Source organism: Streptomyces sp. NPDC086549, assembly GCF_044746205.1.
Lineage (GTDB): Bacteria > Actinomycetota > Actinomycetes > Streptomycetales > Streptomycetaceae > Streptomyces.
Window position 1 is genome coordinate 158668 of record NZ_JBIVBS010000016.1, and the last position, 14359, is coordinate 173026.

Sequence of the window (14359 nt, forward strand, 5' to 3'; positions counted from 1 at the left end):
CCCGGGACCGGGACCGGGGCCGGGGCCGGGACCGGGACCGGGGCCGGGACCGGGACCGGGACCGGGGCCGGGACCGGGACCGGGGCCGGGGCCGGAGAGACGGTCCCCGGTCCCGAGCCCTGGCACGGGACCGGTCACGGCTTGCGGGCGACCGCCCCGTACATCGCGATGTCCTCGTCCCGGATGTTCTGCTCGCCCGTGCCGTCCGGGTGCCACTTGTGGACCTGGACGATGCCCGGTTCGGTCAGCTCCAGGCCCTCGAAGAACTCGTGGGCCTCGTCGATGGTGCGCAGCCGCATCGGCATGTTGCGGGCGGCGTACTCACGGGCGACGCGGCCCACCTCGTCCGGCGCGAACTCGGCGGTGCCGATGGACATCGCCAGGTAGCTGCCCGAGGGGAGCGGTTCCAGGAGGCGGCGGACGACACCGACCGCGTCGTCCTCGTCGAGCATGAAGTGGACGATGGCGATCACCGTGAGGGCCACCGGCTGCGTGAGGTCGAGGGTCTCGCGCAGTTCGGGGGCGTCCAGGATGGCCGCCGGGTCACGGAAGTCGGCCTCGATGTACGACGTCCTGCCCTCGGGCGCGCTGGCCAGCAGGCCCTGGGAGAGGGTGAGGACGATGGGGTCGTTGTCGACGTAGACGACCCGGGAATCGGGCGCCACCGACTGGACGATCTCGTGGAGGTTCGGGGAGGTGGGGATGCCGGTCCCGATGTCCAGGAACTGCCGCATCCCCGCCTTCTCGGCGAGCCGGCGCACGGCACGGTTCATCCAGTCCCGGTTGGCGCGCATGTGGACGGGGAGCGCGGGCCACTCCCGGGACATGACGTCGCCCGCTTCCTTGTCGGCGGGGTAGTAGTCCTTTCCGCCGAGGATGTAGTCGTAGATCCGCGCGGAGTGGGCGTTCTCGGTGTCGATGCGGTCGGCCGGCCATCCGTTGTCGGGCAACGCCGTATCTCCCATTCGAGTAGGGGGTGCGGGGGGATCAGTAGGTCACGGTGAACTCTCAGCGGCAGCAAGGGGGTTCGGAGGAGGAGGTCGCACGTCAGAGCTCCCTGCGAATCGCACCGAGGAGAGCCTCGGTCTTCCTGGCGGGCGCCGCCTGGGCTCCCAGCCGGTCCAGAGCCTCGCGATACACCACGACGTCGTCGCCCTTGTCCAGGTAGACCGCGCCCACCAGGCCGTTGAGGTAGACGATGTCGGGCAGTTCGGGCGCCCGGAACCGGAACAGGTGGAAGGAACCGGCCCGCATGGCCGGGTGCGGGCCGTTGGCGAACGGCATGATCTGCAGGGTCACCTGGGGCAGTCGGTGGACCTCGATGAGGTGGCCGACCTGTGCGCGCATCACGTCGGCGCCCCCGACCGGCCACCGCAGCACCGTCTCGTCCATCACGACCCACACCCGCGGCGGCCCGTCGCGCGCGAGGAGTTCCTGGCGGCGCATGCGCAGCGCGACCCGGCGTTCCGTGGCCTCCTCCGGGGCGTGCGGATTGCCCGCGGAGAGCAGGGCGCGTGCGTAGTCCTCCGTCTGCAGCAGCCCGTGGACGAACTGGTTCTCGTAGGCCCGGATCTGCAGCGCGGCCTGCTCCAGGCTCAGATAGGCGGCGAACCAGTCCGGCATGACGTCCCGGTACGTGTGCCACCAGCCGCGCTTGTTGGCCTCGCGGACGGACTGCAGGAAGGTGTCGAGCTCCTGCCGGTCCGTCACACCGTAGGTCTGGAGCAGCTTTTCGGCGTCCGCGAGCCGGAGCCGGGCCACCTTCGCGGCCTCCATACGGCGGATGGTGGAGTGGCTGACTCCGATGGCCGCGCCCGCCTGCTCGTACGTCAGACCGGACCGGGTCCGCAGTTCCTCCAGCTGCCTGCCGAGAATCATGCGCAGGACGGAGGGAGCGCCGCCCCAGTCGGTCTCCGCCGTCACGCCTTGCCCCCTCACACCGGGTTCCAGGGTCACCGTCTCACGCGGTCGGTCTCGACAGGCTCGTTCGAACACTTCTTGACGGAAGCAGCATGCACACCAGCTATTGCAATTTTCAACTTGCCAGTTGCGGGCGGTTGTTGGCAGGTGTCACAGTGGACTCACTGTTCCGGCCGACCGAAGGAGCGGGCGAGGCAGCTCAGTTGGGGGAGATTGGGCGGCCATCCGGCGTCATCCGGCGCGGGTTGTCGTCTGCTGTCCCGTGCGGCCGGATCGACGCGACACCGCCCCCCACGTTGCGAGGCCGGACGAAAGGCGTACGGCGATGGCTCCGCCCTCCCTCCCCCAGCCGCTGGACCGACTGTCCGAGGACCCGCTTCCCGGCCGCTTTCCCGGAGCACGGCTGCCCATCAGACCACCCGGAGGCGAGTACACCGGTCGACTCCCCGGGCCCGACGGCCCCGACCGCCTCGTCTCCGGGGCCGAACCGCCCCGCCGGACGCATGTGTTCGTGCTGCCCGCGACGCCGGCGTCCGTGGCCACGGCCCGCAGAGGCGTCCGTGAGGTGCTGACGGGCTGGGGCGCCGACGAGGACGCGTGCGACGACGCCGCCGTCGTGACCTCCGAGCTCGTCACCAACGCGGTCACGCACTCGAAGAGCGATCGGATCGTGTGTCGGCTGCACAGCACCGCGCACCGCATACGCATCGAGGTCGAGGACCAGAACCGCGGCACCACGCTCCCGACGCCCGGGCAGCCGGACCCCGACGACCAGAGCGGGCGTGGACTCCTCCTGGTCGACGCCCTGAGCGAGGAGTGGGGAGTCACCGGCGCCCCGCACCGGTCCGGGCGCATCGTCTGGGCCGACCTGACGTCGGGCACGGACACTCCCCCGGCGACGGCCACGCTCGTTGACCGGCCCGTCCCCCACTCGGCCGAAGGACCCTTGCCGCATGGACTCACACACCCCTGACCCGCGGGTACCCCGCCCCGTGCCCGTCATCGTCCCGCCGCGTGACACGAACCCGGCACCGGGCGTCCGGACGACCGATCCGTCCTGGACCCGCACCCGCCCGAAACCCGGTCCCGGGAGTCCCCGCCCGCGCGGGCCGCGGAGCACCGTGAACTGACCACGACGGCGGGGCGGTTCACGTCCCCCGCGCTGCCGGACACAGCACGGTCGGCAGGGCGGCCACCGCCAGGGTCAGGAGGTCTCCTCCACCCGCTCAAGGGCGGCCCGGCCCGCACGCCGCCAGCTCGGCCGGCCGGCACCGGGACCCGGCGCAGGTCCAGTTCCGCCAGGTCCGGGTGCTGCTCCCTGAGCAGGGATCGGACCAGGTCCTCGTCGATGTCGCTACGGCTCATCGAGGCCACCGTGGATCGACCGTGGAGGACCTGCCCGAACGGCTCAGTAGCCGATGAAGAAGGTGGCGTCCGCCTTCTCGGTGGTCGTGGAGACGGGGTCGATGCGCAGGACGTAGTCGGAGTGCCTGATGTAGCGGGTGGGGTAGTTGTAGGAGCGGAAGGACGTCCAGGTGGCGTCGGCCAGGCCCGCGGTCTTGTAGAAGGTGGCGTCCTGGGCGAATGTCGTTGTGCCGTCGTTGACGTCCAGTTGCAGCTGGTAGCTGTAGTGGCGGAGGTAGCGCGTCGGGTAGTTGACCGACTGGAAGGAGATCCCGGTGCTGTCGGCCAGACCGGGTACGAGCTTCCACTGGGAGTCGGGGTACGGGTCGAAGGCGTACGCGTCGATCCTGCCGACGTAGTCGGAGTGGCGGACGTACCGGGCCGGGTAGTTGTACGACTTGAGCCGGTTCCAGCTCGGGGTGCCCCAGGTGGCGATCAGGTTGGCGTACTCGCTCGTGGTGATCGGCTGGATCGTGCAGTGCTTGGAGTTGAGCGGCTGGGTGTAGATACGCTGGTCGAGAGCCGTCCAGGTGCCGGCCGAGAGGTCCGAGGACTGCCAGGCGTAGAAGACTCCGTTGGGGCTCCAGGTGTCGCCCCACAGGTAATAGGTGCCGGACGTCAGCGACTTGACGAGGGTCGGGGCCTCGGTGCCGTTGTGCGAGACCGGCGTGCTGAACTCGGTGAAGCTGCCGGGATCCAGGGTCGTGGAGCGGGCGCCGACCAGCGTCGAGTTCTTCTTGAAGTACAGGTAGTTGACGCCGTTCACGCCGACCGCGAGGTCGCCGTCGATGACGTCGTAGCCGGGGTCGAAGAAGACCTGGGGGTCACCGACGGTGATGAAGTCACTCGTGTAGTTGATCATGATGACGTTGTGGCCGCTGTCGTTGACCGACGAGTAGATGATCCCGTACTTGCCGCGGCCCGCGTCCCAGAACGCCTCCGGCGCCCAGCTGTGGGTGTCCATGTCGTGCAGCTTCAGCCGCCGGTATCCGGTGAAGGTGCGCAGGTCCGTCGAGTCCCAGACGTGGATGTACTGGCTGACGTACGTCCAGTCGGTGCCGTACAGGTCAGTGGCGAGCACGACGAACGTGCCGTCCTGCTTGCGCAGGATGAAGGGGTCGCGGAGCCCGCCGGAGCCCGCGGTCGGGGTCCCGACGGGGTTGTTCTGGTTGAGCGGTGTCCATTGCAGGCCGTCGGTGCTGACGGCGAGGTGCAGACCGTAGTTCGCGGCCAGCATGTCCGGGGACTCGGTGAAGTACCCCATGACATAGGCCGAGTCGGCGGCGTGCGCGGGACGGGCACCGATCGTCAGGTCGGTCGCGGCGGCGAGGGGCAGGGCAGCCGCCATGCCGAGGAAGAGTCGTCTCGATGGAATGGCGGGGCGGGGATCGGCGCTCATCTGCTCTCCAGGGGGACGTGGAGCCGTTAGAGATGTTCGATATACCGAATGAAGTTCGGTGAGCCGGTCAGAAACTAGAGGGGTGGGAGTGGCGCGTCAATGCTTCTGCGACACGGGAGTCATGTCTGTGGAGTGCCTGTGGCCGACAGCGCGAGCGTCGCCTGCCGAAGTCCCGCCGCCTTCGCGGTGAGCATGACGCGGCCGGGCCTCATCCTGAGCGTCGCGCGGCCGCACGCTGTCCCTCGGGGTGTAGACGTACACCGTCGGGGGGGGTGGCCGTGACCGACGTACCAGGTGCCACCACGCCCAGCCGAGGCGCCTGACGCCGTGTCACGCCGCCGCAGTCCCGCTTCTTCATCGCCGCCTCTCCACCCGACGTGAATTCGACATGCCGGAATGATGAGGGGAGTTCAGTTCGCCCTGAGGGGCCTCGGGGCGCCGCTCGCCCTCCGCCGCACACAGCGCCCGGCCCCGGGGTGGACGAGCGCATGACACCCCCTGGGCCGGGCTCGGCGGACTCCGCGGACGCGGGCCGGTCAGCTCTCCCCGGCCAGCGTCCCGACCTCGGCCGCGGTCAGTGTCCTGCCGTAGACACGGAAGTCGTCGACCGCCGCCTTCAGGTACGGGTCGGGGTACTGGGACCTGCCGATGTAGGCGGCCCTGATGTGGTTGCCGAAGTAGCGCGGCTCGACGGTGACCGCCGTGTTGCGGCCCGCCTCCTGCCCGTCCACGTAGAGCACGGCGGTGCCCGCTCCGTACGTCACGGCGACGTGCACCCAGCGGTCGGCGGGCAGCGGATCGGCGTCGATGCGCTGCTCCGCTCCCCCGCCGCCGGCGGTGATGGCGTACCGGAGGGTGCCCGCGTCACTGAGCGGGGTCAGGAACATGTTGGCGCTCACGCCGGTGCCGAAGTCGAAGACGCGGCTCCAGGTGGCGGGCCGGCCGGTCAGCCTGACCCAGGTCGCCACCGAGTACGCGGACGCGCCTGCCAGCAGGTCCTCGGCGAGGGTGACATGGCCGTCGGCGCCGTCCAGGGCCACCGCTCCGGCGGTGTGCCCCTGCGTCCACGAGGCGCCGCCGGCGAGTGTCGCCGCCTTTCCGTTGCCGGTGGCATCCGCGGCCGTCGTGCCCGAGGTCTCGTCAAACCGGTGCCAGGCCGCGAACTCCGGCGGCGCGGAGGGTGGTTGGCCGGTCAGCCAGTAGACGTTGTAGTGCTGGTGGTGGATACGGGCGATCGGCAGCAGCGTGACGGTCCCGCTGTCGTCGGTCGCCGTCAGGCGCAGCGGGTCGGCCGATGCCTGGCTGATCGAGGCGGTGTCGAGGCGGGGCATCCACGGGTTCGCGGTGCCGCCGTACGCGCCGGCCAGGACCACGGGTCCGTGCAGGACGGCCTTGACGTCGGGGTCGTCGGGCGTCGCCTCGACCCGCGTCCGCATGGGCAGCGTGAGCTCGACCCGGTCGCCGGTGCGCCAGGTACGGTCGATAATCAGCCAACTGCCCGCAGCCGGACGGTCGGAGAGGGTACGTCCGTTGAGCCGGACGCGGGCGCCCGAGGCCCAGGCGGGAACACGGACCAGGAGCTGGTGTGCGGCACCTCCGGCGGTGACCGTGAGCAGGGTCGAGGCGGCGTCGGGCAGGCGCGTGGTCTGCCGCCAGGTGATGCCCTTCTCCTGCCAGTTCACCTGGGACGGTATGAACAGGTTGACCAGCAGGCGCTGTTCGTCGTGCGTGTAGATCGTGTCGGCGAACTTGGCCTGCGTCTCCATGCCGGTGCCGTGGTCGCAGGAGAAGTTGTCGTAGTCGGTGGAGTAGGCGTCGGGGTCCGTTCCCATGAAGGAGGGCTGCTGCTTGAACGCGCCGGGGCCGAGGCCGGTGTAGTAGATGTTGAAGCCGTGCGCGGAGCCGGGGTCCTGCTCGCCGAGCATCTGGTTGAACAGGGTGCGCTCGTAGTAGTCGAGGAGGTCGGTGCGCTCCGGGGCGTGCAGGTGCAGCAGCCTGGTCAGCTTGAGCATGTTGTAGCTGTTGCAGTTCTCGCAGGTGCCGTTGGACAACTGGCCCGCGATGACGTCCGGTTCGTGGAACGCCTCGCCGTTGCTGTTGCCGCCGATGACATAGGTGTGGTGGTCGGTGACGATCTGCCAGAAGTTCTCGGCGATGGTGCGGTAGCGATCCGGCAGACCTTCCTGCCACAGTCGCATCGCCCCGACCATCTTGGGGATCTGTGTGTTGGCGTGCAGCCCGGCCAGCCGGTCCTCGTTCGCGGCCAGCGGGTCGAAGACCCGGTCGTGCGTGAAGCGCTCGGCGACCTCCAGCCAGACGGCGTCACCGGTGATCGCGTGCAGGTCGGCGAGTACGTCGTTCATGCCGCCGAACTCGGTCTCCAGCACGCGCTGCATCTGCTCGTGACTCAGCTTCGCGGTGCGCCGGTCGGCCCACTCGCCCATGCCGATGACCACGTCCCGGGCCTGGTCGTTGCCCGCCAGCCGGTACTGGTCCACCAGCCCCGCCATGATCTTGTGCAGGGTGTAGTACGGGGCCCAGACCCCCGTACCGGCCTCCAGCCGGTCGAAGAAACTCTCCGGGAAGGCCGACAGGTACCCCTTGCCGAAGCCAGCCGACGGCGACGCGGCCTGGCACGCCGCCAGCGCGGCGACCAGTCGGCGGCCCTGGTCGCGCAACGCGGTGTCGCCCGTGTTGGCGTGGGTCAGGGCGAGACCGGAGAGCAGATGACCGGTGGAGTGTCCGCGCAACTCGACGGTCGGGGCCTCCCAGCCGCCGCAGGGCTGGGCGCTGCTGGGCAGTCCGACGTTGCGGCGGAAGGCGTGCAGCAGGCGATCGATGTCGACGAAGCGCAGATAGGCGGTGTTGCGGCTCTGGTTGTCCTGGAACGGGCCGGTCAGCAGGGACACGGCGGTGAGCGGGAAGGGCCGCACCTGCGCGGCCTTCGATCGGGGTGCGGCGGCGGGGCGTTGTGCCGCCCGGGCCGCGGGGCCGTCCGTCACGGTCAGGGTCGCCGCCGCGCCGGCCGCGGTGAGGAACGTCCGTCTGCCGAGAGGTGGGGTCACGATGTCCTCCGCATGTCGATGGCGCGGGACGGGGAGTCCCGGCCCCCGCCCCACTGGCTGTGGTTCGAAATATCGAAGACTGTGCGACATGCTGTGCGGGGCTCCACGGTAGAGGACTGACTCCTGATGTCAATGACACCGCCGGGACAGCACGCGGGAGTGACGGCCGAGCCAGACGCCCGGACAATGCCACGGGTGGACACCATCACCATCCGCCCGGCCGCCCCCGACGAACTGACCGCCGTCGCCGAGCTGCGCTGGCAGTGGATCCTCGAGAACGAAGGCGAACCGGTCACCGAACGGGACGAGTTCGTACGGCACTTCGTCGCCTGGGCGCGGGAGAACGGCTCCTCGCACCGCTGCACGGTCCTGCTCCGCGGCGAGACCGTCATCGGCATGGCCTGGCTCGCGGTCCTCCAGCGCGTACCCAGTCCGCGCGCCCCGCTGCGGGCGTCCGGGGACCTGCAGTGCGTGTACGTCGTCCCCGCCGAGCGCGACGGCGGACTCGGCGGCCGCCTGATCGACGCGGTCCTGACCAGGGCCCGCGAACTCGGCCTCGAACGGGTCACCGTGCACTCCAGCCCCCGGGCGATCCCGGCGTACGCCCGCCACGGCTTCGCCCCCCTCCCCTCGGCTGTTGAACACGCACGTCGCCCGCGCCCAGGAACACAGATACCCGTGACGCCGCCTCGGTGCCCTGTGGTTCACCGCAGCGGGCGTCGGTCGCATCGGACGGATCGCCGCCTCCGGCGGCGCCACCTGACTCCCGCTGCCGACGGCGGAGATCAGCCTCTCCGGGTGGTCCCCGCACCCCATGTGACCGCGGTCATGTCGCGCGCTGTTCCCGGCGCGAGTCATGATCGTGGGTACGCAACGGAACCGAGCGGCGCGGGCCGCGGGACGGGGGGACGCCGTGGGCGACGGGCTGTCGCGGGCACTGTGGGAGCGGTACGAGCCGGTGCACGACCTCATCTACTTCGCCCCTGAGGCGCGTCAGACCGCCGACGGACTCGGGATGCGCGGCTTCTGGATGGGCTACTTCGCGCTGCGCGCGGCACCGCTGGGCGCGGTGCCCGCCTCCGTCGTCACCGGTTCCTTCTATGTCTTCCACCCCGACCGCGTGACGCGGGCGCTGCCCGACGCATGGCGGTACGCAGTCCCGGCCGACGTTCTCGCGGCGCGGCAGCAGGCCATGGACGCCGCGATGACACGGCTGTTCGGGACGGACGCCGTCGGCTCGCCGGAGATGGCCGAGGCCGCCGATCTGGCCTGGGAGGCGGCCATGGCCGCGGACACCGCCGGCCGGGTTCTCGCCGCCGCCAACCAGGCCGTGGACCGCCCGGAGCAGCCGCATGTGCGGCTCTGGCAGGCCCTCACCACACTGCGGGAACACCGGGGTGACGGGCACTTCGCGGTTCTGGTGTGCCACGGTCTCGGACCGGTCGAGGCGATGGTGCTGAAGGCGGCCGCCGGTGAAGGGGACGACCGGATGCTGCGGGAGACCCGCGCGTGGGACGTCCCGGCCTGGCAGGAGGCCGCTGCCGGGCTGCGCGAGCGCGGGTGGCTCGGGCGGGACGGCGCCCTGACGCCGGCCGGCGCGGCCGGGCGCGCGGCCGTCGAGGCGCAGACCGACGCCGCGGCCGAGCGACCCTGGGCCGCCCTGGGCGCGGACCGCACCGCGCGTCTCGCCACCCTCCTCGAACCACTGGCCCGGACCGTCCGGGACTCCGGGCTGCTGCCGTCCGGCAACCCGGTCGGTCTACCCCGCACCTCGGACCGCTGATCGAGGCGCGACGCGGGTGCGCCACATCAGCTGAGGTTCACCCGCTGCGGCTCCTCGACGCGAACAGCAACTGAGCGGGTTCGGCCGAAAATCGTCGTAGCAACGTTCGAAATGCCCTGTAATTCAGAGGTCTTCGGGATACCGGAGATGAGATTCTGCCGTCGTGGCCCGTCCGGGCCACAGGGGGAGGTAACACCACAGTGAATCGCATGCGCACATCCGCCACGGTCCTGGCCGCGGCCGGGATCGTCACCGCCGCCCAGCTCGGCTTCGCGGGAGCCGCGTCCGCGCAGACCTCGGCGCCGAAGAGTTCCGGCTGCCCGATCGACCTCGTCTACCCGGGCCGCTTCTACGTCAACTCGCACGGATGGGTCACCAACGGCGGCCTCTACTTCGGGCTCAAGAACAAGAGCACGACCAAGAGCTTCTCGAAGGTCACCCTCACGGTCACCGACGTCAAGAACATCCGCTTCGGCACGGCCAAGGCCACGGGCGGCAAGATCACCAAGAACACGACCAAGGTCGTGTCGGTGTACACGCTGACGCTGAAGAAGAAGGCCAGCCTCGGCATGAAGGTGCCGACGCACCTGCTCAACACCCACACCTACAAGGTGAAGTTCACGCTGAAGGGCACCGGCTGGAACTGCGCCTCGGACCAGGGGACCTGGGGCAGCTGATCCCGCGCGGACCGTACGCTGGGGACCGTGGTCGAGCGCGGCGAAGAAGCGGGCGAGGGGCCGGGCTCCGCGGTGGCCCGGCTCACCGGACGCCCGGTCACGAGTGAACGGGCGCTGTCCGGGAACCTCGCGGAGGTGACGCTCGAGGACGGCCGGGTGGTGATCGCCAAGCGCGGCGACGCCCCCGGTGCCGTCCGGGCCGAGGTGGCCGGGCTGCGCTGGCTGGCCGCGGCCGGGGCGGTCCGGGTACCGGAGGTGTACGGGCACGACGAGCGGTGGATGATGATCGACCGTGTCCCGGCCGGGCGGCCGGGTGCCGAGGCGGCGTTCCGCTTCGGACAGGAGCTGGCCGCCCTGCACGCCGCCGGGGCACCGGCGTTCGGTGCCCCGCCGCCCGGCGGCCCCGAGGAGGCGTACATCGGTCTCGCCCCCATGCGCAACGCGCCCGGCACCGACTGGCCACGCTGGTACGCCGAGCACCGGGTGCTGCCTTATCTGCGCGGCGCGGTCGACAACGGGACCGTCCAGCCCGGCGAGGCCGGCGTGGTCGAGCGCGTCTGCGAGCGGTTGCCCGAGCTGTCCGGACCCACCGAGCCGCCCGCCCGGCTGCACGGCGACCTGTGGAACGGCAACGTGCTGTGGGGGACCGACGGTCACGTCCGGCTCATCGACCCGGCCGCGCACGGCGGGCACCGGGAGACCGACCTGGCGATGCTCCACCTCTTCGGCTGCCCCCACCTGAACCGCGTGCTGGACGGCTACCGGGAGGCGGCCCCGCCGGCCGACGGCTGGGAGGACCGCATCGGCGTGCACCAGCTCTTCCCGCTTCTGGTGCACGCGGTGCTGTTCGGCCGGGGTTACGCGGAACAGGCCCTCGCGGTCGCCCGGAGGGCCGTGGCGACGTGACCGGGCCGGTCCCGTGTCAGGCCGGGGCGGGGACTACTCCTCCGCGTCCGGGGCGTGGATCCGGCCGGACTTGATGTAGCGGGCCAGGTTGAGGTGGTCGCCGTGCTCCTCGCGCAGGCCTTCCGCCCACAGCACGCTCTGCGTGCCCTCGTGCTTGACCATGCCCGGGCTCACACCGATCCGGAAGCCGCCGGGCAGGGGCTTGCCGTCCCGGTAGGGCAGGAAGTCGAGGGGGGCCGGGCCGTCGGAGGCGTACACCGCGCAGTCGGACAGCACCGCCACCGGGTACCGGCCGGTCGCCCGGGCCGTGGCCAGCATCTTGCGATGCATGTTGATCCGCGCCTTGGAGATGACGGCCGCACGGATGTCGGGCCGCCACGTCGGCCTTTCCAGCGCCGGCCAGCGTTCTCCCGGCCGCCATCCGGTGCGGGCCCGCTCGCGCAGTTTGCCGATGCCGCCCTTGACCGTGGCCTTGATCGCCGCCAGGACCAGGGCCGACTGCGGGTCCCGGTCCTTGTGTCCGTCCATCGCGGTCAGGAACTCCTCCGGCGTCATCCCGGTGGTGATGCCGAGGTCGGCCATGGTGGCGATGTACGCGTCGCGCAGGCGGGTGTACCAGGCGTCGAGATACGGGCCGTGCTCGGGACGGAGGTACGCCTCCAAGGGGGCGACCTCGTAGCCGAGTTCCTGTGCGTACGCCACCGTCGGAGTCGCGTACCAGGCCGGGCCGAGGGGCGCGTCGCCGTCCGGGGTGAAGGGGCTCGGCAGGCGCGGGTCCAGCCGGATGTGGGAGAGGTCCACCAGCCAGGAACCGGGAAGCGACGGGTCGAAGGCGGGGTTGTGCGCGTGGACCGGCGCGCCCAGGCCGACGACGGTGCGGTTGGCGGCCGCCGCGAAGGCCATGTTGACGTCGATCCCGACGAGGTACGGGTTCATGCACTCCTCGTCGGTCAGCGGCCGGGCCCAGTCGTAGGCCTCCTCGCGCAGCACCTCGGACGGGGTGCGCTGGTGGAAGCGCGGCAGGTGGGCGAGGAGCGGGTGGCCGTCAGGGGCCTCGCAGGGGGCGCAGTCCACCACCTGGGTCAGCGCGCCCGGGTTCGGTGCGGACACCCACTGTCCGTTGTCGTCCTTCACCGCGCGGGTGGGCGGGTGCAGCGCGGTCATCAGCTCCAGGCCGGTGACGGCGGTGGAGCCGCGCGGGGTGAGGACCCGGGTGGCGTACATGCCCAGTACGTGGGCGAGTTCGGCGGGTGGCAGTTCGGCGGCGTCACCCCAGTGCCGGGTGTCCAGGGCGTGCCAGGAGGGGATGCAGAGCTGGACGCACGAGCGCCGGCCGCCCTGGGCGGGCCGGTAGATGCGGGCCCACGGGCCGAATCCGCGCTTGGTGAGCTGCCAGTCGGCCTTCTTCAGCTGCCGGACCACCTTGTGGGACTCCGGGACACGGCCCGCGAGGCGCTCCTCGTCGCTCAGGCCGGCGGGCAGCCCGTAACGCTCGCACGCCGCCGCGGTCAGCACGACGAGGGGGTCGGCGTCCTTGCCCGAGCGGTGCAGCCGGGGCTGTCCGAGCCTCGCCTCCGTCAGCGTCCACTCCACCAGCGCCGGCAGCGACTTCGCGGGCACGTCGAGGACGAGACCGCCGACGCAGTACGCGCTGACCTCACCGCCGTCCGCGTCGACCACGGCGAGGGGCCCGTGGGCGAAGCGCGGGTCGACGGCCTCGGCGGGCACGGACTCTGCGGCGCTCCGGGGCGCCTTGGCCGCGCCCTTGCGCGCGGCCGGACGGCGCGGCCCGGCAGCCGGTCCGCGCCGGACCGCGTCCGCCCCCGAACGCGCGACGGCGGACTCCTCACCGGACGGTCCCGCTGCGGCCGGGGACCTGTACCCGGCGGATGCCTGAGCTCCCCCGGGGGCCGAGCCCTGGCCCGCGTGCCACGCGGCGGGCCGAGCGCCGCCCCGGCCCGAGTGTGCGGCGTTGTCGCCGGCGGGCCCCTGCCCGGCGCCCTCCGCCTCGGGTGGCGGGGCCCCGTTCTCGGCGGTGGGCCGGCCGTGCTCCGGGCTCGTGCCCGTGGTGGGGAGTTCCGGCGCGTGCGCCGGCTGGTCGCTCGGGACCGGGTCCGCCGCGGGCGCGTGCGGGCGTTCGGGGCCCGCGCCTGTCGCCGAGGCGGGCGGCGTCGCGGCCGGATAGCGGGAGGCCAGGCCGTCGAGGAGTCTGCGGTAGGCCTCCAGGCGCTCGCCCTTGGGCTCGGCGCGGCCCGCCTCCCAGGCCTGGATGCTCGGCACGCGGACGCCGAGCGCCTGGGCCACGGCGGCCTGCGTCAGCCCGGCCGTCTCGCGCAGCCTCACCCGCTCCGCGGGGGTGGGCAGCACGGTGCCGCCGTCGACGGCGGCGAGCAGGGAGTCGACTGCCGCGAACAGTTCGTCGGGCTGGTCCGTCATTTCCACATCCGTCTTTCTACCGGGCTACCGGACGCCCTGGCGGATCTCTTCGAGCCGGGTCGTCAGCCGCTGGTGGCGCTGCGAGGCGGCCTGGGAGGAGTTCAGGCCCTGGTGCCGGGCGATCTGCCGCCAGTCCATGCCCCGGCGCCGCGCCTCCATGACCACCTGGCTCTCCAGGCGGTCCAGTTGGTGCCGCAGTTCGTCGAAGAGGCTGAGCGCGGCGCCGATGTGGTCCACGGTCACCTCCGGCGCCGGTTCGTCGCCGTCCGCCCCTCGGCGGTCGGCGGCCGCCAGCAGCCGGCCGAGCAGGGCCGCGTCCCGTGCGAGCCGGTCCGCCGGAGCGCCGTCGTCGGCGGGATGTTCCGCCAGGGCGGAAAGCCTCCGACGGGCCTCTTCGTCCTGGGCGTCATGTGCCATGCGGGCATGCTATCTCAGCCACGCAACGGAACAACGTTCTGTTGATCCTTAACGGGATCTTAAATCGGGCTGAGATTACTCAGAGTAAGGAAACCAACCACGCGTTCGATTCGTATAAGTGCATGGAAGCTTTAAACAGGGAGAGACCATGCAACCGTTCACGCTCAACTACGCGCGCCCCGCAGTGCAGTTGGAAGTCACCGCTCCGTACGCGTACGACTCCGGACTGCAGTTGAACGTGTTCCCCGATGGCCGGATCGCAGCCGCCGATCACGCAACGCTAAGAGCGCTGGGGACCACTACCTCCACGGCGGGTTCCAAGACGCACTTCGACGACTGACCGCGGATTCCC

The 14359-nt window shown here is 71.4% G+C and carries 12 protein-coding genes; 6 read left to right on the plus strand and 6 right to left on the minus strand.

The window, feature by feature from the left end:
- Positions 1-134 precede the first annotated feature (134 nt).
- Both ACIPSA_RS38635 and ACIPSA_RS38640 read right to left on the minus strand, forming a co-directional pair.
- Positions 135-950 carry an SAM-dependent methyltransferase gene (locus ACIPSA_RS38635; RefSeq protein ID WP_402643594.1) on the minus strand — a complete coding sequence of 272 codons (816 nt, stop codon included), beginning with the start codon at positions 948-950 and terminating at the stop codon, positions 135-137.
- Positions 951-1047: 97 nt separating this feature from the next.
- Positions 1048-1923 (minus strand): helix-turn-helix domain-containing protein, encoded by an 876-nt coding sequence (locus tag ACIPSA_RS38640; RefSeq protein WP_402643596.1) that lies wholly within the window; start codon positions 1921-1923, stop codon positions 1048-1050.
- A 322-nt stretch (positions 1924-2245) separates the two neighbouring features.
- Between ACIPSA_RS38640 and ACIPSA_RS38645 the strand changes: the two genes are divergently transcribed.
- On the plus strand, positions 2246-2893 hold the full coding sequence (locus tag ACIPSA_RS38645) for an ATP-binding protein (protein WP_402643598.1): 648 nt from the start codon (positions 2246-2248) through the stop codon (positions 2891-2893).
- Positions 2894-3328: 435 nt separating this feature from the next.
- Here the strand turns inward: ACIPSA_RS38645 and ACIPSA_RS38650 are convergent, their stop codons facing one another.
- Positions 3329-4723, minus strand: coding sequence for a glycoside hydrolase family 43 protein (locus ACIPSA_RS38650; protein ID WP_402643601.1), 1395 nt, complete (start codon positions 4721-4723; stop codon positions 3329-3331).
- A 536-nt stretch (positions 4724-5259) separates the two neighbouring features.
- A complete protein-coding gene (locus ACIPSA_RS38655) occupies positions 5260-7788 on the minus strand; it encodes a beta-L-arabinofuranosidase domain-containing protein (RefSeq protein WP_402643603.1) in 2529 nt (842 codons plus the stop codon).
- A gap of 195 nt (positions 7789-7983) precedes the next feature.
- Between ACIPSA_RS38655 and ACIPSA_RS38660 the strand changes: the two genes are divergently transcribed.
- The 4 genes from ACIPSA_RS38660 (at position 7984) to ACIPSA_RS38675 (ending at position 11154) form a co-directional block, all read left to right on the plus strand.
- Positions 7984-8775: a GNAT family N-acetyltransferase gene (locus ACIPSA_RS38660; protein WP_402643606.1), complete on the plus strand. Its 792-nt coding sequence runs from the start codon at positions 7984-7986 to the stop codon at positions 8773-8775.
- A complete protein-coding gene (locus ACIPSA_RS38665) occupies positions 8702-9571 on the plus strand; it encodes a hypothetical protein (RefSeq protein WP_402643608.1) in 870 nt (289 codons plus the stop codon). The genes ACIPSA_RS38660 and ACIPSA_RS38665 overlap by 74 nt, the downstream gene beginning before the upstream one ends.
- A gap of 209 nt (positions 9572-9780) precedes the next feature.
- Entirely contained in the window at positions 9781-10248 is a 468-nt protein-coding gene (locus ACIPSA_RS38670; protein WP_402643611.1) for a hypothetical protein, read from the plus strand.
- A 27-nt stretch (positions 10249-10275) separates the two neighbouring features.
- Complete coding sequence (locus ACIPSA_RS38675) at positions 10276-11154, plus strand: fructosamine kinase family protein (protein WP_402643614.1); 879 nt, start codon at positions 10276-10278, stop codon at positions 11152-11154.
- Positions 11155-11187: 33 nt separating this feature from the next.
- Here the strand turns inward: ACIPSA_RS38675 and tap are convergent, their stop codons facing one another.
- Both tap and ACIPSA_RS38685 read right to left on the minus strand, forming a co-directional pair.
- Positions 11188-13590, minus strand: a complete 2403-nt coding sequence (tap, locus tag ACIPSA_RS38680) for a telomere-associated protein Tap (RefSeq protein ID WP_402643616.1) — start codon at positions 13588-13590, stop codon at positions 11188-11190.
- A gap of 24 nt (positions 13591-13614) precedes the next feature.
- On the minus strand, positions 13615-14007 hold the full coding sequence (locus tag ACIPSA_RS38685) for a hypothetical protein (RefSeq protein WP_402643617.1): 393 nt from the start codon (positions 14005-14007) through the stop codon (positions 13615-13617).
- 148 nt (positions 14008-14155) lie between these two features.
- Here ACIPSA_RS38685 and tgmA point away from each other — a divergent pair, with 148 nt between their 5' ends.
- Positions 14156-14347 (plus strand): putative ATP-grasp-modified RiPP, encoded by a 192-nt coding sequence (tgmA, locus tag ACIPSA_RS38690; RefSeq protein ID WP_402643620.1) that lies wholly within the window; start codon positions 14156-14158, stop codon positions 14345-14347.
- The last annotated feature ends 12 nt before the right edge of the window (positions 14348-14359 follow it).